23 protein-coding genes and 1 riboswitch are annotated in these 22332 nt (G+C 71.2%); of the genes, 13 read left to right on the plus strand and 10 right to left on the minus strand.

Annotated elements, in window-relative coordinates:
• The first annotated feature begins 10 nt into the window (after positions 1-10).
• The 5 genes from qcrC (at position 11) to TAE01_RS05675 (ending at position 5367) form a co-directional block, all read left to right on the plus strand.
• Positions 11-820: a cytochrome bc1 complex diheme cytochrome c subunit gene (gene qcrC, locus TAE01_RS05655; RefSeq protein WP_147064303.1), complete on the plus strand. Its 810-nt coding sequence runs from the start codon at positions 11-13 to the stop codon at positions 818-820.
• A gap of 49 nt (positions 821-869) precedes the next feature.
• The gene (qcrA, locus tag TAE01_RS05660; protein ID WP_147064305.1) at positions 870-1979 is read left to right on the plus strand and encodes a cytochrome bc1 complex Rieske iron-sulfur subunit; all 1110 of its coding nucleotides are present in this window, start codon (positions 870-872) and stop codon (positions 1977-1979) included.
• Complete coding sequence (gene qcrB, locus TAE01_RS05665) at positions 1976-3739, plus strand: cytochrome bc1 complex cytochrome b subunit (RefSeq protein WP_147064307.1); 1764 nt, start codon at positions 1976-1978, stop codon at positions 3737-3739. The genes qcrA and qcrB overlap by 4 nt, the downstream gene beginning before the upstream one ends.
• A 111-nt stretch (positions 3740-3850) precedes the next feature.
• Positions 3851-4204: a metallopeptidase family protein gene (locus TAE01_RS05670; protein WP_147064309.1), complete on the plus strand. Its 354-nt coding sequence runs from the start codon at positions 3851-3853 to the stop codon at positions 4202-4204.
• A 305-nt stretch (positions 4205-4509) separates the two neighbouring features.
• The gene (locus TAE01_RS05675; RefSeq protein WP_246111161.1) at positions 4510-5367 is read left to right on the plus strand and encodes an NAD-dependent epimerase/dehydratase family protein; all 858 of its coding nucleotides are present in this window, start codon (positions 4510-4512) and stop codon (positions 5365-5367) included.
• Between the two features lie 94 nt (positions 5368-5461).
• Here TAE01_RS05675 and TAE01_RS05680 read toward each other — a convergent pair whose 3' ends face one another.
• From TAE01_RS05680 to ctaC, 3 genes are read right to left on the minus strand one after another with little or no spacing between them, the layout of a single operon-like run.
• The gene (locus TAE01_RS05680) at positions 5462-5863 is read right to left on the minus strand and encodes a cytochrome c oxidase subunit 4 (RefSeq protein WP_147064311.1); all 402 of its coding nucleotides are present in this window, start codon (positions 5861-5863) and stop codon (positions 5462-5464) included.
• A gap of 5 nt (positions 5864-5868) precedes the next feature.
• On the minus strand, positions 5869-7593 hold the full coding sequence (gene ctaD / locus TAE01_RS05685; protein ID WP_246111174.1) for an aa3-type cytochrome oxidase subunit I: 1725 nt from the start codon (positions 7591-7593) through the stop codon (positions 5869-5871).
• A 41-nt stretch (positions 7594-7634) separates the two neighbouring features.
• Positions 7635-8561, minus strand: a complete 927-nt coding sequence (gene ctaC, locus TAE01_RS05690) for an aa3-type cytochrome oxidase subunit II (protein WP_307723825.1) — start codon at positions 8559-8561, stop codon at positions 7635-7637.
• Positions 8562-8864: 303 nt separating this feature from the next.
• Here ctaC and TAE01_RS05695 point away from each other — a divergent pair, with 303 nt between their 5' ends.
• The gene (locus tag TAE01_RS05695) at positions 8865-9977 is read left to right on the plus strand and encodes a cysteine desulfurase family protein (protein ID WP_246111163.1); all 1113 of its coding nucleotides are present in this window, start codon (positions 8865-8867) and stop codon (positions 9975-9977) included.
• A complete protein-coding gene (locus TAE01_RS05700) occupies positions 9974-10237 on the plus strand; it encodes a sulfurtransferase TusA family protein (RefSeq protein WP_147064314.1) in 264 nt (87 codons plus the stop codon). The genes TAE01_RS05695 and TAE01_RS05700 overlap by 4 nt, the downstream gene beginning before the upstream one ends.
• Here TAE01_RS05700 and aat read toward each other — a convergent pair.
• The 4 genes from aat to TAE01_RS05720 form a co-directional block, all read right to left on the minus strand.
• Entirely contained in the window at positions 10206-10880 is a 675-nt protein-coding gene (aat, locus tag TAE01_RS05705; RefSeq protein WP_147064316.1) for a leucyl/phenylalanyl-tRNA--protein transferase, read from the minus strand. The two genes, TAE01_RS05700 and aat, sit on opposite strands and share 32 nt — an antisense overlap.
• A gap of 51 nt (positions 10881-10931) precedes the next feature.
• A complete protein-coding gene (locus TAE01_RS05710; protein WP_147064318.1) occupies positions 10932-11918 on the minus strand; it encodes a carbohydrate kinase family protein in 987 nt (328 codons plus the stop codon).
• A 108-nt stretch (positions 11919-12026) separates the two neighbouring features.
• Entirely contained in the window at positions 12027-12404 is a 378-nt protein-coding gene (erpA, locus tag TAE01_RS05715; RefSeq protein ID WP_030146316.1) for an iron-sulfur cluster insertion protein ErpA, read from the minus strand.
• A 173-nt stretch (positions 12405-12577) separates the two neighbouring features.
• Positions 12578-13744, minus strand: a complete 1167-nt coding sequence (locus tag TAE01_RS05720; protein WP_147064320.1) for a glycerate kinase family protein — start codon at positions 13742-13744, stop codon at positions 12578-12580.
• 149 nt (positions 13745-13893) lie between these two features.
• Here TAE01_RS05720 and nadA point away from each other — a divergent pair, with 149 nt between their 5' ends.
• A complete protein-coding gene (gene nadA / locus TAE01_RS05725) occupies positions 13894-15102 on the plus strand; it encodes a quinolinate synthase NadA (RefSeq protein WP_147064322.1) in 1209 nt (402 codons plus the stop codon).
• 6 nt (positions 15103-15108) lie between these two features.
• Positions 15109-15990, plus strand: coding sequence for a metallophosphoesterase family protein (locus TAE01_RS05730; RefSeq protein ID WP_307723826.1), 882 nt, complete (start codon positions 15109-15111; stop codon positions 15988-15990).
• Between the two features lie 60 nt (positions 15991-16050).
• On the opposite strand, the gene TAE01_RS05735 is transcribed toward TAE01_RS05730, so the two are convergent.
• Positions 16051-17418 (minus strand): dipeptidase, encoded by a 1368-nt coding sequence (locus TAE01_RS05735; protein ID WP_147064324.1) that lies wholly within the window; start codon positions 17416-17418, stop codon positions 16051-16053.
• A 127-nt stretch (positions 17419-17545) separates the two neighbouring features.
• On the opposite strand from TAE01_RS05735, the gene TAE01_RS05740 reads away from it, so the two are divergent.
• The 3 genes from TAE01_RS05740 to TAE01_RS05750 all read left to right on the plus strand — a co-directional run bounded on the left by TAE01_RS05740 (position 17546) and on the right by TAE01_RS05750 (position 19623).
• Positions 17546-18355: a methyltransferase domain-containing protein gene (locus TAE01_RS05740; RefSeq protein WP_147064326.1), complete on the plus strand. Its 810-nt coding sequence runs from the start codon at positions 17546-17548 to the stop codon at positions 18353-18355.
• A gap of 32 nt (positions 18356-18387) precedes the next feature.
• Positions 18388-18975 carry a protein-L-isoaspartate O-methyltransferase family protein gene (locus TAE01_RS05745; RefSeq protein ID WP_147064328.1) on the plus strand — a complete coding sequence of 196 codons (588 nt, stop codon included), beginning with the start codon at positions 18388-18390 and terminating at the stop codon, positions 18973-18975.
• 69 nt (positions 18976-19044) lie between these two features.
• Positions 19045-19623 carry a DUF3043 domain-containing protein gene (locus TAE01_RS05750; protein WP_147064330.1) on the plus strand — a complete coding sequence of 193 codons (579 nt, stop codon included), beginning with the start codon at positions 19045-19047 and terminating at the stop codon, positions 19621-19623.
• A gap of 108 nt (positions 19624-19731) precedes the next feature.
• Here the strand turns inward: TAE01_RS05750 and TAE01_RS05755 are convergent, their stop codons facing one another.
• The gene (locus TAE01_RS05755) at positions 19732-21099 is read right to left on the minus strand and encodes a serine hydrolase domain-containing protein (RefSeq protein WP_147064332.1); all 1368 of its coding nucleotides are present in this window, start codon (positions 21097-21099) and stop codon (positions 19732-19734) included.
• On the minus strand, positions 21096-21311 hold the full coding sequence (locus TAE01_RS05760) for a hypothetical protein (protein ID WP_147064335.1): 216 nt from the start codon (positions 21309-21311) through the stop codon (positions 21096-21098). Before TAE01_RS05760 ends, TAE01_RS05755 begins: the two co-directional genes overlap by 4 nt.
• A 34-nt stretch (positions 21312-21345) precedes the next feature.
• A riboswitch (cobalamin riboswitch) is annotated at positions 21346-21494 on the plus strand.
• Positions 21495-21587: 93 nt separating this feature from the next.
• Here TAE01_RS05760 and TAE01_RS05765 point away from each other — a divergent pair.
• Complete coding sequence (locus tag TAE01_RS05765) at positions 21588-22331, plus strand: SCO2322 family protein (protein ID WP_246111164.1); 744 nt, start codon at positions 21588-21590, stop codon at positions 22329-22331.
• Position 22332: the final 1 nt, after the last annotated feature.

Below are 22332 nucleotides of genomic sequence, written 5' to 3' on the forward strand. Positions count from 1 at the left end.
GGAACCCACAGTGAACGCCTTGGCCGCCCGACGCCGACACCCCGCCGCGATCGCGGTGCTGCTGCTGCTCGGCCTCCTCGTGACCGGTGGCGCCTACTCCTTCCTCGCCCCCAAGGACGCCAACGCCGCCGCGACCACCGTCGCCGCCGACGACGTCGCCAAGGGCAAGGACCTCTTCATCGCCAACTGCGCCTCGTGCCACGGCGTCGCCGCGCAGGGCACCAAGTCCGGCCCCTCGCTCGTCGGTGTCGGCGCCGCGTCGGTCGACTTCCAGGTCGGCACGGGTCGTATGCCGCTGGCCGGGCCGAACATCCAGGCCCCCCAGAACAAGGTGAAGTTCGACGACACGCAGATCGCCGCGCTCGCCGCCTATGTCGCGTCCCTCGGCCCCGGCCCGTCCGTCCCGGAGGACAAGTACACGACGGTCATCCAGCCCGGCACCCCCGAGAACAACAAGGCGATCGCCGAGGGCGGACAGATCTTCCGCGTCAACTGCGCCATGTGCCACAACTTCGCCGGCGCCGGCGGCGCCCTGACGCGAGGCAAGTTCGCTCCCGCGCTCGAGGGCACGACGCCCAAGCACATCTACGAGGCCATGGTCACGGGACCCCAGTCGATGCCCGTCTTCAACGACATGAACCTGACGCCCGAGGCCAAGCAGAAGGTCATCTCCTACCTCAAGGCGCAGGAGAACGAGACCAACGTCGGTGGCCTGACGCTCGGCAACCTGGGACCGGTGTCCGAGGGTCTCTTCGCCTGGGTGTTCGCGCTCGGCATCCTCATCGGCTGTGCGGTCTGGCTCGGCAAGAAGGCCGCATGACCACGCGCTGCACCGACACGCTCACGAACGACGACAGGACCACGACCCGATGAACGACAACGAGACCACGGACCAGGGCACGAACCGCGCGCTCGTCCCTGCGTCCGGAGACGGCCACGACCTGCTGCCGGCGTCGCTGATCACCGGCGTCGACCAGTTCGAGAACCCGGGTCTGCCGCCGCACGTCCACCGTGCGGCCGACGACGACCCCGCCGCCGCGAAGCGGGCCGAGCGCCAGGTCGCGACGATGTTCGGCCTGTCGATGCTCGGCACGCTCGTCTTCATCGTCAGCTACTTCGCGGTGCCCGACGAGGCGACCTTCTTCTTCCCCGGCATCGGCATCGCCAAGACGCAGAACGTCGTGCTGGGCCTGTCCCTCGGCTTCGCCATCTTCTTCATCGGCATCGGAGCCGTGCACTGGGCCAAGACCCTCATGTCCGACGAGGAGATCGTCGAGGAGCGTCACGAGCAGGCCTCGACGGCCGAGGAGCGCGCCAAGGCCGTGGCCGTCGTCAGCGCGGGCGTCGCCTCGACGCAGCTGCCGCGACGTCCCCTCATCAAGTACTCCCTCGGTGGTGCGCTCGGCCTGTTCGCGCTCCCCCTGGGGCTCCAGGTCGCCGGCTCCCTCGGCCCCGTGAACGTCGAGGAGCTCAAGCACACGATCTGGGACCCGAAGGACAACGGCGGCAAGCCGATCCGGCTCATGCGTGACCCGGAGATGACGCCGATCCGCTTCGACGAGGTCACCAACGGCTCGGTCTTCCACGTGATGCCCGAGACGCTCCAGAAGTACATCGACGAGGGCAAGCACGTCCTCGAGGCCAAGGCCAAGGCGGCCGTCATCCTCATCCGCCTCGACCCTGATCTGATCAAGGTGCAGAAGGCCAAGGACTGGGGCATCGACGGTGTCGTCGCCTACTCCAAGATCTGCACCCACGTCGGCTGCGCGGTCGGCCTGTACGAGCAGCAGACGCACCACCTGCTCTGCCCGTGCCACCAGTCGACCTTCGACCTCACCGAGGACTGCGCCGTCATCTTCGGTCCGGCCAAGCGGCCGCTGCCGCAACTCAAGATCACCGTCGACGACGCGGGCTACCTCGTCGCCCCCCAGGGCTTTGCCGAGCCCGTGGGACCGAGCTTCTGGGAGCGTGCGCGATGAGCACCATCAACGAGACTCGACCTGCCGACGCGCTCCGCGCCGGCGACCGCCAGGCCGACGAGCGAGCCTCGTCGACCAAGCCGCTCGGCGGTATCGCCGGGTGGATGGACGACCGTCTCGGTGGCGCCAAGGGCGTCTCCTTCCTCGCGAAGAAGGTCTTCCCGGACCACTGGTCGTTCATGCTCGGCGAGATCGCCATGTACTCGATGATCGTCTGCCTGCTGACCGGCGCGTTCCTCACCTTCTGGTTCGTCCCGAGCGCCACCCAGGTCGTCTACGACGGCTCCTACGTGCCGCTCCAGGGCGTCACGATGTCGGACGCCTACCGGTCGACGCTGGCGATCTCCTTCGACATCCGCGGCGGGCTGCTCATCCGGCAGATCCACCACTGGGCCGCGCTGATCTTCGTCGTCTCGGTCTTCGTGCACATGGCCCGCGTCTTCTTCACCGGTGCGTTCCGCAAGCCGCGTGAGATCAACTGGGTCTTCGGCACCATCCTGTCGCTGCTGGCCTGCGTCGAGGGCTTCGCCGGCTACTCGCTGCCCGACGACCTGCTCTCCGGCACCGGCATCCGCGCCATGAACGGCTTCATGCAGTCCGCGCCGATCATCGGCTCGTACATGTCGTACTTCATCTTCGGCGGGGCGTTCCCGGGCGAGGCGATCATCCCGCGCCTCTACTCGGCGCACGTGCTGCTCATCCCGGCCATCCTCGTCGGCCTCTTCACGGCGCACATCCTGCTCGTGTTCCTGCACAAGCACACCCAGTTCCCCGGCCCGGGCCGCACGAACAAGAACGTCGTGGGCTACCCGCTCCTGCCGGTCTACATCGCCAAGGCCGGTGGCTTCTTCTTCATCGTGTTCGGCGTCATCGCGCTCATCTCGGCCGTCGTGACGATCAACCCGATCTGGGCCTACGGTCCCTACGACCCGTCCCCCATCACGGCCGGCTCGCAGCCCGACTGGTACATGGGCTTCGCCGACGGTGCACTGCGACTGCTGCCCGGCTTCCTCGAGTTCGTCTCGTGGGGCAACTTCACGTGGAGCATGAACATCTTCCCGGGCTCGCTCGTGCTGCTCCCCGTGATGTGGACGATCATCGGCGCCTACCCGTTCGTCGAGTCCTGGGTGACCGGCGACAAGCGCGAGCACCACCTGCTCGACCGCCCGCGCAACGCGCCGACCCGCACCGCGATCGGCATCGCCGGCATCTCGATGTACGTCGTGCTCTTCCTCGCCGCCGGCAACGACCTCATGGCGATCAAGCTGCACCTGTCGATCAACGACATCACGCAGACGCTGCGGGTGCTCTTCTTCGTCGCTCCCCCGGTCGCCTTCTGGATCACCAAGCGCATCTGCCTCAGCCTGCAGCGCGCCGACCGCCAGAAGGTCCTGCACGGACGCGAGACGGGCACCATCTGGCGCTACGCCGACGGCCGCTTCGAAGAGGTGCACGCACCCCTGACGCCGGAGGAGCGCTGGGTCCTCGTCCAGCACGAGTCCCGCGAGCCCCTCCAGCTCACGTCCGCCAAGGACGCCAACGGCGTGGACAGCCCGATCGCCCGCAAGGAGCAGCTGCGCGCGAAGTTCTCGAACTTCTACTTCCGTGACCGCGTGGCGCCCCCGACGCCGTCCGAGCTCGAGGCCGCCCACCACGAGCACGACCACGGCAGCGCCCCTGACGGTGCGCACGAGGCCATCGAGGCAGCCGGCGCGGGCCGGGAGCGCGAGACGATCAAGGCGGACAAGCAGCTCGACTGACGAGCAGCGGACACTCGCAGCACCACCGAGAGGGACCTCCTTTGAGCAGGGGGTCCCTCTCGGCATGCGGGGCTCACGGTCGGTCGCCGAGCTCATGACAGACTCGTGACCATGCACCACCTGTCCGAGGCCGAGTTCGAGGAGGCGGTCGGCGACGCCCTCGACTCGATCCCACCGGAGCTCGCCCAGGCCATGGACAACGTCGTCGTCCTCGTGGAGACGGAGCCTCCGGCCGACGACCCCGACCTGCTCGGTGTCTACGACGGGACTCCCCTGACCGAGCGGGACGGCTGGTGGGGCGCCGGGGCCCTGCCCGACCGCATCACGATCTTCCAGGGCCCCTTGGAGCGGCTGTGCGCCACCGCAGAGGAGCTGCGCGAGGAGATCGCCATCACGGTCGTGCACGAGATAGCCCACCACTTCGGCATCGACGACGCCCACCTGCACGAGCTCGGCTGGGGTTGAGGTCCGGCGCTCTCGCGCGCTCGTCCGTCGCGACACCCGGCTCGACCCCACCCGTTCCGGCGTCTCGCATCCGGGACGGTTTGTCGGGTGCGGGCGGAGCGCCCCTTTACGTCGATCCGCACCGGAGCTACGGTCGAGATACCGTTCAACCGATCGGATGGAGGTGCGCCCCGATGTTCTCTCCCACACGATCGCACTGCGAGCCGCACGGGCCGTGAAGGCCCATGACGGATCGAAGGGGAAGGCCGGATGGCCTTCCCCTTCGCGCTGTCCGGCGCCGGAGGTGGCGCGACTAGGGTGCTGGAGTGACCACCACCAACGCACCCATCGTCGTGACCGGAGCGGCCGGTAAGGCCGGCAGGGCCGCCGTGGCCCACCTGCTCGAGCACGGCTACGACGTCCTCGCCACCGACCTCACGCAGGCCCCCGAGGGCCTCGACACGGCATACCTCAGGGCCGACCTCACCGACCACGGGCAGGTCGTCGACGTCCTGACCGGGGCCGACGCGGTCGTGCACCTGGCCAACATCCCCGCCCCCGGTCTGCGCCCCGCGGCCCGCACGCTCACCGAGAACACGACGATGAACGCGCACGTCTTCCTCGCGGCCCAGACGCTCGGGCTCCGGAAGGTCGTGTGGGCCTCGAGCGAGACGACGCTCGGGCTCGCCTTCGGTCCCGACGCTCCCCCGCGCTACGCACCCGTCGACGAGGACCACTACCCCCACCCCGAGTCGACGTACGCCCTGTCCAAGGTGCTCTCCGAGACGATGGCCGAGCACATCAGCACCTGGAGCGGCATCCCCTTCGTGGGGCTGCGCTTCTCCAACATCTTCACGGACGAGGACTACCGCCGGGTGGCGAGCTTCCAGGACGACGCCACGGCCCGCATGTGGAACCTCTGGGGCTACATCGACGTGCGTGACGCGGCGGCCTCGTGCCGCAACGCCCTGGAGGCCGACACGACGGGCTCGCTCAACCTCATCATCGCCAACGACGACACGATCATGGAGCGCCCGAGCGCCGACCTGCTCTCGGAGGTCTTCCCGGACGTCGAGGTGCGCGGGGACGTCACCGGGCACCAGACGCTGCTGTCCAACGCCCGGGCGCGCCGGCTCATCGGCTTCGAGCCGCAGCACGGGTGGCGGCAGGGACGGCCCGCCTGAGCCGGACCTGCAGGTGCGGGCGCGCCACGCCTGAGCACGACAGAGGGCCCCGGTCGACGACCGGGGCCCTCTGCTCGTCCGAGCGGACGGTGGGTCAGATGGAGTACTCGCCCGAGAAGGACTCGAAGACCCAGAGGCACACGGCCACGATGGCGAAGACGGCTCCGATGATGAAGAGCCACCAGCCGATCGCGAGACCGGCGAACATGACGGCCGCGGAACCCGCGAGCCACAGGGGCGTCCAGGAGCTGGCGACGAAGTAGCCGTAGTTGCCCTCGGCGTCCTCGATCTCACCGGCCGCGTTGTCCTCGGGACGCAGCGGGAGCTTCTTGCCGGTCATGTAGAGGTAGAACCCGCTGAGCGCGAACAGCAGGGCCGTCAGGATCAGCGCGGTGACGCCGATCGGCTCCTCCCACTTGGACCAGAAGCCGTAGATGAGCACCACGGGGATGAAGAATACGAACAGGTAGAGGAAGAGCTTGGTCTCGACGCGCATCGGGATCAGTCCTCACGCTTCTCGGTGGTGGTGGTGGACCGCTCGGACCCGGCGACGTCGGCCGGACCCATGACCTGCACGAGGGTGCCCTGGTCGGCGACGGGTGCGACCCCGGCAGCCGCTTCCGGGTGGTGCAGGTCGAAGGCGGGGCGCTCTGAGCGGATACGGGGCAGCGACGTGAAGTTGTGCCGCGGCGGCGGGCAGGAGGTCGCCCACTCGAGCGAGGCGCCGTAGCCCCACGGGTCGTCGGACTCCACGAGCGGAGCCTTGCGCCACGTCTTCCAGACGTTGTAGACGAACGGGATCATCGAGGCGCCCAGCAGGAACGAGCCGAGGCTCGAGACGATGTTGGCCGCCTGGAACCCCTCCTCCGGCAGGTAGTCGGCGTAGCGACGGGCCATGCCCTCGATGCCGAGCCAGTGCTGGATGAGGAAGGTCATGTGGAAGCCGATGAAGAGCATCCAGAAGTGGATCTTGCCGAGCCGCTCGTCGAGCATGCGTCCCGTCAGCTTGGGCCACCAGAAGTAGTAGCCCGAGAACATCGCGAAGACCACGGTGCCGAAGACGGTGTAGTGGAAGTGGGCGACGACGAAGTAGCTGTCGGAGAGGTGGAAGTCGAGGGCGGGGCTGGACAGGATGACGCCGGTCAGACCACCGAAGAGGAAGGTGACGAGGAAGCCCAGGGCCCACAGCATCGGCGTGGCCATGACGACCTTGCCGCCCCACATCGTGCCGATCCAGTTGAAGAACTTCACGCCGGTGGGCACGGCGATGAGCATCGTCATCACCGCGAAGAAGGGCAGCAGGACCTGACCGGTGACGTACATGTGGTGCGCCCAGACGCTCGCCGACAGCGCCGCGATGGCGATGGTGGCGAAGACGAGGGTCTTGTAGCCGAAGATCGGCTTGCGCGAGAAGACCGGCAGGACCTCGCTGATGATGCCGAAGAACGGCAGCGCGATGATGTAGACCTCTGGGTGCCCGAAGAACCAGAACAGGTGTTGCCAGAGCATCGCCCCGTTGTTCTCCGGGTCGAAGATGTGCATCCCGAAGCGCCGGTCACCGCCGAGGGCGAAGAGCGCGGCCGCGAGGATCGGGAAGACGAGGATCGCCAGGAGCGAGGTGATCAGCACGGTCCACGTGAAGATCGGCATGCGGAACATCGTCATGCCGGGAGCGCGGAGGCAGATGATCGTCGTGATGAAGTTGACGGCACCGAGGATCGTGCCGAAACCACCGAGCGCGAGACCGAAGACCCACAGGTCGCCGCCGACGCCGGGCGAGTAGCTGACGTCGGACAGCGGCGCGTAGGCGAACCAGCCGAAGGCCGCCGCACCCTGCGGGGTCAGGAAGCCGATGGACGCGATGAGGCCACCGAAGAGGTAGAGCCAGTACGCGAACATGTTGAGGCGCGGGAACGCCACGTCGGGCGCCCCGATCTGCAGCGGCATCACGGCGTTGGCGAAGCCGGCGAACAGCGGCGTCGCGAAGAGCAGCAGCATGATCGTGCCGTGCATCGTGAAGAGCTGGTTGTACTGCTCCGGGTTGTCGACGATCTGCAGTCCCGGCGCCATGAGCTCGGCGCGGATCAGCAGGGCCATGACGCCGCCGAAGAGGAAGAAGACGAACGAGGTGATGAAGTAGAGGTTGCCGATGACCTTGTGGTCGGTCGTCGTCACCCACTTGACGAACGTCTGGCCCTTGGCCAGGCGCGGCCGTGCAGCCGTCATGCCCGGCGCGTGCGCCTCACGGTTGAGCGTTGCGGATGTCATCAGTTGCTCCCGGTGCGAGCTGGTGCGGGGATCTTCTGGGCGTCGCCGGGGACCATGTGCTCGCGGCTGGCGTCGACGGGGATGAGGCCACCCTGACCGATGTCCTTGAGGTGGACCATCTCCTGGTCGTACTCGGCCTGCGGGACGACCTTGACCATGAAGAGCATCTGCGAGTGGTAGGCGCCGCAGAGCTCGGCGCACTTGCCCTGGAAGGTGCCGACCTGGGTCGGGGTGAGCTGGAACTTGTTCGTCTTGCCCGGGAGCATGTCCATCTTCATCATGAACGCCGGCACCCAGAAGCTGTGGATGACGTCACGGGAGTTGAGGACGAACTCGACGCGCTTGTTGACGGGCAGGTAGAGCACCGGCATCTGGGCGCGCTTGCCGTAGGTGCCGTCGAGCTCGGTGTGGACGCCCGTCTCGTGGACGTCGGAGTCGACGTAGTTGAAGTCCCAGCTCCACTGCTTGGCGACGACGCTGACCGTGAGGTCCTTCTTCGTGCTCGTGTCCACGAGGGCGGCCTCGTCACGCGCGGTGTAGTAGAAGAAGACGGCCACCATGAACACCGGGATGACGGTGTAGAGCAGCTCCATCGGCACGTTGTAGCGCAGCTGGACGGGAAGGGTCTCGTCACCCTTGCGCTTGCGGAAGCGGATGGCGGCGTAGAGCATCAGGCCCCACGTGATGGCACCCACGGCGAGGACGGCGATCCAGCTGCCGACCCAGAGGTCGGTCACCCGCTGGCCGCTGTCGGACACCACGGGGGGCAGGTATCCGTTGGACACCTGTCCCTGGCAACCGCTGAGGGCCAGTGCGGCGAGGCCGGCGACCCCGGCGATGCGCAGACCCGTGCGTCGCCGCCCGGTCCCGCCTCCCACCGTCGTCACCACCGGCGACGCCGCTGGGGTGTCTTCGTGCTCAGGCACCAGGTGCACCTTTCGTTCCGTACGTGGGCGCGCAGGGCGCGCGTCGAACGTGTTCACGTCAAACCGTCTGGGCAGCAAGGCCCACGGCGCAACCCTACCGTCCCACTTGTCACGCTGTCCGCAGGGGGCGGCTAACGTTGCGGAGTGGTCAGTCACGATCCGGGCACGAACGTTGGACCTGCCCCTCAGGTCCCCTCAGGAGGCTCCCGCCCGGCGTCGGGCGACCGGCCGACGGGCCACCGACCGCTCCCCCGAACAGGTGCCCGGCGCCTGCTCGACGCGGCCGCGGGGCCCCTCCATCCCGTGGCCCGTGACACCCTGCTGGCCGCCGCCGAGGTCGGCTGGGCCGACCCCGCACGCCTCCACGCCGAGGGGCGCCAGGCGCGGGCCCTGCTCGACCGCTCGCGAGAGGTGGTGGCGGCCGGCCTCGGCGTCCGCCCGTCCGAGGTGAGCTTCCTGCCCAGCGGACCCACCGCGCTCGCCCGGGCTGTCGACGGGGTGTCGTATGCCGCCCGTCGACGTGGCGCCCGCACCGTGGCCTCCGCGGTGGAGCACTCCGCGGTGCTCGTCCCGGGCCGCGCACGGGCGGCCGCGGCCGAGGACCCGGCACTCCTGGCCGAGGTCGGCGTGGACCGGGCCGGCCGGCTCGACCTCGACGCGTGGCGTGCCGCCCTGGCGGTGCCCGGCAGCGTCGTGGCCGTGCTGCAGAGCGCCAACGGCGAGGTCGGCACCCGACAGCCGCTCGCCACGGCCCGCGACGCAGCGGCGGCGCACGGGACTCCCCTCGTCGTCGACGCGATGGCGTCGCTGGGACGCGACGACGTGCCGGCCGCCTGGGACGTCCTCGTCGGCGACGCGCGGTCGTGGGGCGGCCCCCCGCTCGGGATCCTCGTCGTGCGCGAGGGCGTGCGGTGGCAGTGGTCGCAGGCCCGGGCCGACGTCGAGCACGGACGCTCCGACGTCACGCCGTGGGTGCCACTAGCGCTCGCAGCCGCCGAGGCGTGGCAGCAGTCGGCGGCCACGCGCGACGACGACGCGCGGACCGCTCACGCGCTCGTCGACGAGATCCGGGCAGCGGCCGCGGCGGTCCCGGACACCGAGGTCGTCGGCGACCCGGACGACCGGCTCCCCCACGTCGTGACCTTCTCGAGCCTGTACGTCGACGGTGAGGCCGTCGTCGGGGCCTTCGACGCCGCCGGCTTCGCGGTCGCGAGCGGTTCGGCCTGCACGTCGAGCACGCTCGAACCGAGCCACGTGCTGGCCGCGATGGGGGTCCTGACGCACGGCAACGTGCGCGTCACCCTGCCCCTTCCCGCCGTCTCCCCCGCCCTCGCCGACGACGTCGCCGCGTTCACCGCGGCCATCGGGCCCACGGTCCGGGGCGTCCGCGACCAGCTCGGCGTGGCCGACCTGTGAGCGGGGCGGACGAGTCGGAGGTCGTCGACGCACGCGGTGAGCGCTGCCCGCTCCCGGTCATCCGGCTCGCGCGACGCGTGGCCGAGCGGCCGCACCTGCGGTTCGTCACGGTGCTGGCCACCGACCCCGCCGCCGCGCACGACGTGCCGGCGTGGTGCCGGATGCGCGGCCACCGCTTCGTCGAGGCGCGTGCGGAGGACGGCCACACGGCATACGTCGTCGAGGTGGTCAGGCCCAGCAGGCCGGCAGCGGGGCCCTGAGGACGGTCGGCAGGATCGCGAGGTACTCCTCGCGCGGGACCTCCCGAACGCCGAGGGTCGCGAGGTGCGGCGTCTGCCACTGGACGTCGACGAGCCGGCGCGGGTCGCCGTCGGCGACGAGCAGGTCGCGCAGCCCGACGAGCGCGACCTTCGAGGCGTCCCGCACGTGGTGGAACATCGACTCGCCGGCGAAGAGGCCGCCGATCGCGACGCCGTAGAGGCCGCCGGCGAGCCGGCCGTCCTGCCAGGCCTCGACGGAGTGCGCCCACCCGGCCTCGTGCAGCCCGACGTAGGAGTCGACGATCTCGGGGGTGATCCAGCGCCCGTCGCGGTCGGGAGCGGCGCAGGCCTCGACCACCGCGCGGAAGTCGGTGTCGACGCGGACCTCGAAGTGCGCGGCCGCCTTGCGCAGCGACCGGCTCACCTTGAGCTCACGGGGCCGCAGGATGCCGCGCGGGTCCGGCGACCACCATCCGATCGGCTCGGCCCCCTGCTCGCCGATGCCCATCGGGAAGACCCCGACGGAGTACGCCTCGAAGAGCGTCGAGAGGTCGAGGTCCGCGCCGATGCCGATGAGGTCCTCGCCCGGCGTCACGCGCTCGAGGGCGAAGTCCCAGGGGGTGGGCGGCGGCGGCGTGGGCACGGACGGGACCGGACTCGTGGGATGCCGGTCAGCGACCGGTGCGCGACGGCGTCACGGCCGCGGGCAGGTCAGGTGGGGGCCGATCTCGGCGGCGGACTCGGGGCCGTAGGCCTCGGCGAGACGCTCGAGGAAGCGTTCCTTGCCCAGGACGTACTCCTGGGTGCCCACCGTCTCGATGACGTACGTCGCGAGCATCGAGCCGAGCTCGGCGCAGCGACGGACCGGCAGGCCCACGGCGAGGCCGGTGAGGAAGCCGGCGCGGAAGGCGTCGCCGACACCCGTGGGATCGGCCTTGCGCACCTCACGGGCGATGCCGACCTCGACGGGGTCCTCGCCCCGCACGCGGACCGTGACGCCGTCCTTGCCGCGGGTCTTGACCTGGACGCGCACGCGGTCGGCGAGCTCGTCCTCGGTCCAGCCGGTCTTCTGGCAGGCGAGGTGGCTCTCGTACTCGTTCGTGAAGAGGTACTCGGCCCCGTCGATGAGGCGGGCGATGGTCGGGCCGTCGCAGAAGGCGAGCTGCTGCGAGGGGTCCGCCGCGAACGGGATGCCCCTCGAGCGGCACTCGTCGGAGTGGCGCAGCATGGCCTCGGGGTCGTTGGCGCCGACGACGACGAGGTCGAGGCCTCCGGCGCGCTGCGCGACGGGCGCGAGCTCGATGTCGCGGGCCTCGGTCATGGCGCCGGCGTAGAAGGTGGCGATCTGGGCCATGTCACGGTCGGTCGTGCAGATGAAGCGCGCCGTGTGCTGGGACTCGGAGTAGTGCACGCCGCCGCAGTCGACACCGTGCCGCTCGAGCCAGCTGCGGTAGTCGGTGAAGTCCTCGCCGACGGCACCCACGAGCAGCGGGCGCTGGCCGAGGTTGGCCATGCCGAACGCGATGTTCGCCGCGACCCCGCCCCGCCGGACCTGCAGGTCGGAGGTGAGGAACGACAGGGAGATCTTGTCGAGCTGCTCGACGACGAGCGAGTCGGCGAAGAGCCCGTCGAAGGTCATGAGGTGGTCGGTGGCGATGGAACCGGTGATGGCGATCTGCACGGGACGAACCTACCCGCCGGGAGCGTGCCTCCGACGCCGACCCGGGTACGACGAAGGGCCCGACCGTGACGGCCGGGCCCTTCGGGCGTGCATCGTGCTGGTGGCGGCTCAGCTGAAGGAGTCGCCGCAGGCGCAGCTGCTGCCCGCGTTGGGGTTGTCGATGGTGAAGCCCTGCTTCTCGATGGTGTCCGCGAAGTCGATCGTCGCGCCCTCGAGGTAGGGCGAGCTCATGCGGTCGACGACGACCTCGACACCGTCGAAGTCGCGGACGAGGTCACCGTCGAGGCTGCGCTCGTCGAAGTAGAGCTGGTAGATCAGGCCGGAACAGCCACCGGGCTGGACGCCGACACGGAGGCGGAGGTCGTCACGACCCTCCTGCTCGAGCAGGCTCTTGACCTTCGTGGCCGCGACGTCCGTCAGGACGACACCGTGGGCGGGAGCCTCGGTCTGAACCTCGGCGGCAGATGCGTTCGTCTCGACACTCATGTGTTGGTCCTTCACGTCGTGGAACATGGGTCGGAGGTGAGAACCCATGCCGCGCCGGATGTGTTCCCGGCACCACCAAGGATACGTCGGAGGCCGTCCGAACCGGGCATCACGTCCCGGACCGGCGTCGTGAGGCCCCGTCTCCGCGAGGTGCCCGCACCCCTCACGGACCCTCAGAGGGCCGAGGGCGACCAGGTCCTCGCGACGCGTGCCGTGCGGTCGGCGAGCCGGGCGGCGGGCTCGGCGAGCGCCGCGGCGACCTGGTCGGGGCGCTCCGCGACGGCATACACCCCCGACAGGCCGGCGGTCATGGCCTCGCGGCGACCGACGAGCGACTGTCCCGGCACGGCGATGACGGGCACCCCGACGCGGGCCGCGGCCTCCGCGACACCGACGACGACCTTGCCCCTCAGGGACTGCCAGTCGAAGGTGCCCTCCCCCGTGACGACGAGGTCGGCGGAGGCGACGAGGTCGACGAAGCCGACGGCGTCGAGGACGGCCTCCACCCCGGAGACGCGACGGGCGCCGAGCAGGTGCAGGGCGTAGCCGAGTCCCCCGGCAGCGCCGGCGCCCGGCTCGCGCTCGGGCTTGAGCAGCGTGCCCGTCAGCAGGTCCCGGGCCGGGGGCCGCACCCGTGCCACGACGCTGGCGAAGTGGCCGAGCGCGTTCTCGAGCCGTTGCGCGTCCTCCTCCGACGCGCCCTTCTGGGGTGCGAAGACCGCACTGGCGCCCTTGAGCCCGAGCAGGGGCGAGTCGACGTCGCTCGCGATGACGAGGTCGACGCCGCGCAGCCGGTCCCGGGCGGCGTCGAGGCCGGCGACGTCGTCCGCCGTCGTGGCGCCGAGCGCGAGTCCGCCCTGGGCGAGACGGGCTGCTGGCCCGACCCCGAGGGCCGCGAGCAGCCCGGCGCCGGCGTCGTTCGTCCCCGAGCCGCCGAGCCCGATGACGACCCGTCGCGCGCCGGCGTCGAGGGCCGCGAGCACGAGCGTGCCGACTCCGGTCGTCGTCGTGCGCGTCGGGTCGCGCTCGTCCGGGGCCAGCAGGTGCAGCCCCGCTGCCTGGGCCGACTCCACGTATGCCGTGCGCCCGCCGGCGCCGTTCGTCAGCAGGATGGTGCCGGGCACCTCGCGACCGAGCGGGTCGGTCGTGACGACCGCGTGCACCTCGCCGGGGAGGTTCTCGGCGAGGACGTCGACGAAGCCGGGGCCGCCGTCGGAGAGCGGGACGAGCGTCAACCGGTCCGTGGGCGCCCGGCGGGCCCAGCCGTCGGCCATCGCAGCGGCGGCCTGCGAGGCGGTGAGGGTGCCGGTGTAGCAGTCGGGCGCGATGATGACGTGCACGTCCGGAATCCTCCCACTGCCTCCGGTGCCGAGGTCACCGTGGGACGGACCCGACGCCGACCTCACCCCGTCACCACCTCGTCACCACCCGTCACGACCACGGCGTCGCCTCGTCATCGACCCGATCGGCGGCGGCATACGATCTGCTCATGACGACCGACACGGCCTCGGCACCGCTCCCCCTGCTCGTCCTCGGCAGGGGCACCGACCTGCACACCGAGCGCGGCGTCGAGTGTCCCGGTGACCTGCCGGCCGCCTCGGACCCCGGTCTCGTCGAGCGGGCCCGTGCTGCCAAGGCCGCGCTCGGGGACCGGGTCTTCGTGCTCGGTCACCACTACCAGCGCGACGAGGTCATCGAGTTCGCCGACGTCACCGGCGACTCGTTCAAGCTGGCGCGCGACGCGGCTGCCCGGCCCGACGCCCCCTACATCGTCTTCTGTGGCGTGCACTTCATGGCCGAGTCCGCCGACATCCTCACGAGCGACGAGCAGACCGTGATCCTGCCCGACCTCGCCGCCGGCTGCTCCATGGCCGACATGGCCGCGATCGCCCAGGTCGAGGACTGCTGGGAGCAGCTCGAGGCGGCCGGCGTCGCCGGAGAGACCATCCCGGTGACGTACATGAACTCCTCGGCCGCGATCAAGGCGTTCACCGGGCGCCACGGCGGCACGATCTGCACCTCGTCCAACGCCCGCACGGCCCTCGACTGGGCCTTCGAACAGGTCGGCGGGGTGGGTCTCGACGGCTCGGGCACCGGCAAGGTGCTCTTCCTGCCCGACCAGCACCTCGGCCGCAACACGGCGGTCCGCGAGCTCGGGCTCTCGCTCGACGACTGCGTCGTGTGGGACCCGCACCGCCCGAACGGCGGCCTGACGCGCGATGAGCTCGAGCGCGCCCGGATGATCCTCTGGCGCGGGCACTGCTCGGTGCACGGCCGGTTCTCGGTCGACGCCGTGGAGGCCGCGCGCCGCGAAATCCCCGGAGTCAAGGTCATCGTGCACCCGGAGTGCCAGTACGACGTCGTCGAGCTGGCCGACGAGGTGGGCTCGACCGAGAAGATCATCCAGACCATCGCGGCCGCCCCGGCGGGCACCTCGTGGGTCGTCGGGACCGAGCTCAACCTCGTGCGACGCCTCGCCCAGCAGTTCCCCGAGCAGCGGATCGCCTTCCTGGAGAAGAACGTCTGCTACTGCTCGACGATGAACCGCATCGACCTGCCCCACCTCGTGTGGGCCCTCGAGTCGCTCGTCGACGGCCGCGTCGTCAACCCGATCCGCGTGGACCCGACCGTGGCCGCCGAGGCCCGCGCAGCCCTCGACCGGATGCTTGCCCTGCCCGGCAAGACCCACAAGGACTGACGGCCGGTGACGCTGGCGCTCGACCGGATCGCGGTCATCTCCGACGTCCACGGCAACATCACGGCGCTCGAGGCCGTCCTCGCCGACATCGAGGCGCGTGGCATCACGCGCGTCCTCAACCTCGGCGACGTCGTCGGCAAGGGTCCGCGCGGCTCCGAGGCCATCAAGCGCACCCGCGACTCGTGCGAGGTGACCGTCCGCGGCAACTGGGACACCCTCATCGGCGACTGGGAGGGCTTCGTCGAGCGCGGCGACGTGCCTCGCTTCGACGCGGGTCAGTGGACGCGTGACGAGCTCACCGACGAGGACGCCGCGTGGCTCCTCGGCCTACCCAACGCGTACGACCTCGTCCTCAGCGGCAAGCGCATCCGGCTCTTCCACGCCTCGCAGACGAGCGAGTTCGTGCGCGTGCGAGCGGCGCACACGATGGACGAGTTCCGCGGCATGTTCACCAACACCGACTTCACCGGCCCGTGGGCGCCCGCCCGGCGGGGCCACCCCGACGACACCTCGCCCGACGACGCCTCGCCCGTCGACACCTGGCCCGTCGACACGTGGCCCGTCGACACGTGGCCCGTCGGCACCACGCCCGACGTCGTCGGCTACGGCGACATCCACGGCGCCTACCTCGAGGCCGACGAGGGCCTGGTGCTCTTCAACGCCGGGGCCGTCGGCAACCATCTCGACGGGCCGAGCGCGCCCTACTGCATCCTCGAGGGGGTCAGCGACTCGCTCGTGCCGCAGAGCTTCTCGGTCAACTTCGTCCGGGTGCCCTACGACATCGAGTCCGAGATCGACGCCGCGCGCGACCTCGGCATGCCCGACGTGGACGCCTACGCCCGCGAGCTGCGCGACCAGGTCTACCGGGGCGCGGGACGCCCGTCCTGACCTCCGTGCGTCCGGGGCCCTCCTCCTCGGACGTCGCGTCCGAGGAGGAGCCGCGGGGCGTCACCTGCGCTGCAGCGCTCCCAGGCGGGCGAGGAAGACGGCCTCGGCCACGCAGACCTTCTCGAACTCCGCGAGGTGCAGCGACTCGTTGGCCCCGTGGGCCCGCGTGTCGGGGTCCTCGACGCCGGTGACGATGATCGAGGCCTCCGGGAAGCGCGCGACGAAGTCGGAGATGAACGGGATCGAACCACCGACGCCCATGTCGACGGGCTCGGTGCCCCACGCATCGGCGAACGACGCACGTGCCTCGTCGTAGACGGGCCCGTCGGCGTCGGCGGCGAAGCCGGAGCCGTGCTCCTCGAGGTCGACGGTCACCTTCGCGCCCCAGGGCGCGTGCACGAGCAGGTGATCACGCAGCAGCTCGAAGGCGGCCTGCGGGTCCTGGGTCGGGGCCAGGCGCATCGACACCTTGGCGGCGGCGCGTGCGGCCAGGGTGTTGGAGGCCTTGTCGACCGAGGTGACGTCGATCCCGATGGTGGTGATCGACGGCTTGTTCCACAGGCGCGTCAGGATCGAGCCCGAGCCGATGAGCTCGACGCCGTCGAGCAGTCCGGACTCCTCACGGAAGCGGGCCTCGTCGTAGTCGAGCTCGGCGGCCGTGCCCTCGTCGAGACCCTGCACCGCGACGTTGCCCCCGTCGTCGTGGAGCGAGGCGAGCAGGCGCACGAGCGCGGTGACGGCGTCGGGTGCCGCTCCGCCGAACATGCCGGAGTGGACCGAGTGGTCGAGAGTCTCGACGCGCACCACGGCGCGCACGCCGCCACGCAGCGTCGTCGTGAGGGCGGGCTCGCCGATGGCCCAGTTGCCCGAGTCGGCGATGACGATCGCGTCGGCCGCGAGTCGGTGCCCGTGCTTCTCGAGGATCGTCGGCAGCGAGGCCGAACCGAACTCCTCCTCGCCCTCGACGAAGACGGTGACGCCGACGGGCAGGTGGCCCGCGTGCGCCCGCAGGGCGGCGACGTGCGCCATGACGCCGGCCTTGTCGTCCGCGGCGCCCCGACCGTAGAGACGCCCGTCGCGCTCGGTCGGCTCGAACGGCGGGGTGTCCCAGTCGGCGTCGTCGCCGGGGGGCTGCACGTCGTGGTGAGCGTAGAGGGTCACCGTCGGGGCCCCCTCGGGGCCGTCGAGGTGGCCGATGACGGCCGGACGACCGCCCTCGACGACGATGTCGACCTCGAGACCCTCACGGCGCAGCAGCTCGGCCACGGCCTCGGCGCTGCGCGCCACCTGGGACTGGTCGAACGACGTCGCGGACACGCTCGGGATGCGCACGAGCTCCTCGAGGTCGGCCCGCACCTGGGGCATGAGCTCGGCCACGCGGTCGCGAATCTGCTGGATCTGGTCAGGGGTGAGGGCATCGTCAGTCACGATCCCGACCCTACCCACGGGCGCTCGCTGCGACGACGCCCGGCACGGTCCGCTCCGGCCCGCCGACCAGAGGTGGTCGCCCGCCACCGGCGTCCGGGCTGTCGCAGCCCGTCGGTAGGTTCGCCCCATGGGAGACAACACGTTCGTCGCCGGCCAGCAGCCCTGGCTCGAGCGTCTCGGCAACCTGCGCAACGTCGTGCGCCAGGAGCTGGTCACCCGACAGCTCGAGGCCCACCTGCCCAGGGGTCCCCTCCGTGTCCTCGACGTCGGCGCCGGCCAGGGCACGCAGGCGTTGCGGATGGCCCGGCGCGGCCACTCCGTCACCGCGGTCGAGCCGGACGGACGCATGCGGGCCGCCTTCGAGCAGGCCGCCGCCGGGCTCACCCCCGGCGAGCGCGAGCACGTCACCCTCGTGGCCACCGACCTCGCCGGTCTCGCCAGCGTCACGCAGCCGACGGCATACGACGTCGTCATGTGCCACGGGGTCCTCATGTACCTCCCCGAGAGCCGTTCAGCGGTGGCCGCGCTCGCCCGCCGCACGGCATCCGGCGGCGTCGTGTCGATCGTGGCCCGCAACGGCGGTGCGATGGCCTGGCGCCCGGCGGCCCGGCACGACTGGAGCGCCGCGCTCGCCATGCTCGACGAGACGCGGCGAGCGGCCGCCGAGGGCCGGGATGCCCGCTACCGCAACGAGATCGGCGTGGATGCCCGCGCCGACACCCTTGCCTCGCTCACCGCGGACTGCGAGGCCGCCGACCTGGACGTCGTCGCCTGGTACGGCATCAGGGTCGCCAGCGACGACGTCGCGGTCGACGAGCCCGCACCCGCGGGTGACGCGCTGGCCACGCTCCTCGACGTCGAGGAGCGGCTGGGCGCGACGGACCCGTACCGCGCCCTCGGCACCCTTGTCCACGTCGTCGCGCGACCACGCACCTGACGCACGCGGCCCGACCGTGCTTGGCTCGGGACATGGACGAAGCCGACCGCGTGCAGCAGGCGTTCGCCGCCGTCCCGCGAGCCCACTTCCTCCCCCGCGGGGCGCGCTCGCGCGCCGGCGAGGACATCCCGATCCTCATCGGCCGCGGCCAGACGAGCTCCCAGCCCCGCACCGTCGGCGACATGCTGCGCCTGCTCGACGTGAGGCCGGGCCAGCGGGTGCTCGACGTCCGGTCGGGGTCGGGCTGGACGACGGCCCTGCTGGCCCACCTCACCGGTGCGGCCGGAGAGGTCGTCGGCGTGGAGCTGGAGCCCGACCTGGCTCGCTGGGGCGCCGCCAACGTCGCGAGGGCAGGTATGCCGTGGGCGACCGTCCACCGGTCCGCGCCGGGCGTGCTCGGTGACCCCGAGCACGGTCCGTGGGACCGGATCCTCGTCTCCGCCGACGCGCCGGCTCTCCCCCGGTCGCTGGTCGAGCAGCTGGGCGATCCCGGTCGGCTCGTGCTGCCCGTGGCCGGCACCATGACGCTCGTCGTGCGCGAGCACGGCTCACTCGTCAGCAGCCACCACGGGCACTACCGGTTCGTGCCCCTCCGCTCGGACACCGACCCGGCGACGTGAGAGGTTCCCGGGCCGGTAGCCCGCGGTCTCGATGCGGGGCCGGGGCGCGCTTCGGCTTAGAGTGTCCCCGTGTTCGGACGCAAGAAGACCCTCAACGACGAGCTCGCGACCCCGGTCTCGACCGACCCCGCGCGGCCCGGCGCCAAGAACCGGCCCACGCCGAAGCGGCGCGAGCAGGAGGCCCTCAACAAGCGTCCGCTCATCGTCACCGACCGCAAGGCGGCCGGTGCGCAGGACAAGGCGGCCCGCCGCGAGGCGATGGCCAAGCAGCGCGCCGGCATGATGACCGGCGACGAGAAGTACCTCCCGGCCCGCGACAAGGGTCCTCGGCGCCGCTTCATCCGCGACACCGTCGACGCCCGCTGGAACGTCGGCGAGTTCATGCTGCCGATCATGCTCATCGTGCTGCTGCTCAGCTTCGTCCGTCAGAGCTGGGCGCTCCTGCTCGTCTTCGTGCTCGTCTACGGACTCATCCTCGTGGCCATCGGTGACGCGCTGCTCATGTGGCGTCGGACCCGTCGCAAGGTCGACGACAAGTTCGGCGGCGCCGAGAAGGGCGACGCATGGTACGCCATCATGCGCGCCTTCCAGATGCGCCGCACCCGGATGCCCAAGCCCCAGGTCGACCGAGGCCAGCACCCGGCCTGAGCCACCGTCGAGCCCCGTCTAGCCCCGCCGAGCCCCTTCGAGCACGCTCGAGCTCGGCTCGGCAGCCCGCCCGACGACGTCACGGCGTCACGCGGTCGACGGTGGACGTCAGGGCTGCAGATCGGCGAACGCGAGCGGTGCCCGCGTGACGGCATACGTGGCGAAGTAGAGCTTCTCGACCGAACCGTCAGGGGCACGCACGACCTCGAGGACCTCACCGCGCTCCCGGCCCTCGACCGCGCGGTAGCGGTCGGCGCCCTCCGGGGCGTAGCGGGTCTCGGAGAGCTGCTCGTCCTCGGCCAGCCGCGACCACAGCTCTGCATCGCGCACGAAGAACGTCAGCGGTGACCCCTCGGACCACCACAGGCCGAGCAGCTCGGCCAGGGCCGGCTGCTCCCTCTCGGGCACCCAGGCGGCGGCGAGCGTCGGCTCGGTGTCGAGGACCGCCTCGACGAGGTCGGTCGCCAGCGCCAGCGTCAGCGCACCGGACGTCGCGTTGGCGAAGACGACCGCGCCGATGCCGTCCTTGCGCCGGACCCGCAGGCCGGTGAGGAAGCCCGGCATCGCCCCGCCGTGGCCGACGTAGACCCGGTCGCCGCGCCGGCCCATCCCGAAACCGAGTCCGTAGGCGCCGGTCCAGCCGTCGGTGTCGGTCATGATGATCGGCCGGCACATCTCCTCGACGGTCTCGGGGCGCACGACCCGGTCGTCGGGGTTCGCGACGTAGGCGGCGTAGCGCGCCATGTCGGCGACGGTCGACCACAGGCCCCCGAGCGGCGCCGTCGCGTTGAGGGTGAAGAGCGGCTCCTCGCTCGCCGTGCCGGCGTAGGGGTCGACCTGGTAGCCGATGGCCCGGTCGTCCGCCGGGACGAGCCCGGTCCGCGTCATGCCGAGCGGGTCGAGGACGCGCTCGCGGACGACGTGCTCCCAGTCCTGGCCCGTGACCCGCTCGACGACCTGGCCGAGGAGGCCGTAGGCGAGGTTCGAGTAGTGGAACGCATGATGCGCGGGGAGCACCTGCTCGGCCTGCTCGACACCCGCGAGGAACTCGTCGCGCTCCGGGGCCTCGAGGCTCTCCCAGATGTGGCCGACGGGCTCGCGCTGGAGACCGGAGGCGTGAGCCAGCATCTGGCGCAAGGGAACCCGGGCGTGCGTGGTGCCGGGGAGGTAGGCCTCGAGGGTGTCGTCGAGGGAGAGCCGTCCGTCGTCGCGCAGTGCCATGACCGCCAGCGCCGTGAACGTCTTGGTCACCGAGCCGATCATGAACTGGGTGTCGTCGGTGGCCGGCACCGGACCGGCGCCGAGCCGCGCCGACCCCACGTGAGCCGACCAGACGAGGTGCCCGTCACGCACGACGCCGACGCTGACGCCGGGCGCGCGCCACGAGCGCTGCGCCGCGACCACGCGCCCGAGCAGGTCGCGCTCGAGCCCCGGCGACAGGGTGGGGACGGACGCGCCGGCCGACGCCGAGCTCACTCCGCCGCCCGCAGGCTCATCGGGCCGTAGACGACGACGTCGTGCTCACGGAGGGTGACCGACTCCACCCCCGCCTCGAGCAGCTCGCGCCAGGACTCGCCGAGGTAGCTCTCGGCGTCGCTCTGGGTCGGGAAGCCCGTGATCGTCACGGCCGCTCCCTCCATCGGGTTCCCGTGGGCGTCGAGGAACAGCCAGGACCAGTCAGCACTCATACCGTCACCCTAGTTGGCGGCTCGTTTGACGGGCGGCTGCCCGTCGTGCGACGGTTCGCCTAACCGAAGGACGATGGGGCAAGCCGGTGCGACTCCGGCGCTGACCCGCAACCGTGATGCCACTCCCCGCCGCCAGCGGCCAGGGGTGACCAGTCGGAAAACCCGCGTCCCACCGGCTCCTTTGTCAGTCTGTCGTGGAATGCGGACCGGAGTCACCCCGCCGGGCCGGCGTCAGCCAGCAGACCCGACATGGTGTCCGACCGCGAGGAGGAAACCGTGTCCCTTGTCCGTCGTGCCCCGCTCCGGTTCGTGCTCGCCGCCCTCGTCGCTGCGGCGCTGTCCGCCCTGACGGTCGGGCCCGCCCAGGCCGCCGCCTACCGCTACTGGGGCTTCTACCAGCTCACCGGCAGCAGCTGGGCGTTCGCACAGAAGGGGCCGGACCAGACCATGCCCAAGGACGGCAGCGTCGACGGCTGGCGCTTCGCCGTCGCGGACGAGGCCTCGACCCGCTACCCCCGCGCGGTCCTGACGTTCGACCAGGTCTGCGGCTCCACGCCTGCCGAGTCCGGCAAGAAGCGGGTCGGTCTGGTCGTGGACTTCGGCCGTCCGGCGGATTCCGCCGACGGAGCGACACCGCCGGCGCCCAAGGCGCTGTGTGCGGTCGTCGCCAGCGACGCGACGAGCGCGGCGGTGCTCGCCGCGGCCGGCGACGTGCGCACCGAGAAGGGGCTCGTCTGCGGCGTGGCCGGCTACCCGACGAGTGACTGCGGCGGCGCCGTCAAGGAGGTCAGTCCCGAGGCCAAGGCGGCCGACCAGCCCGTCACGATCGCCGCGCCGGCGGCCACGCCCTCGTCCAGCGCGACGAGCCCGTCCGCCTCGGCCACCGACGTGGCCGCCGCGCCGACGTCGGGCACCTCCGGCGGGACCGTCGCGGCCTACGTGATCGCCGGTCTCGTCCTGCTCGCCCTCATCGCCTACCTCCTCGTGCGATCGCGGTCACGCGCCCGCCGGGACGGCTGAG

Origin of the sequence: Terrabacter aerolatus, assembly GCF_007991735.1 — a bacterium.
In the GTDB taxonomy this organism is placed as follows: domain Bacteria; phylum Actinomycetota; class Actinomycetes; order Actinomycetales; family Dermatophilaceae; genus Terrabacter; species Terrabacter aerolatus.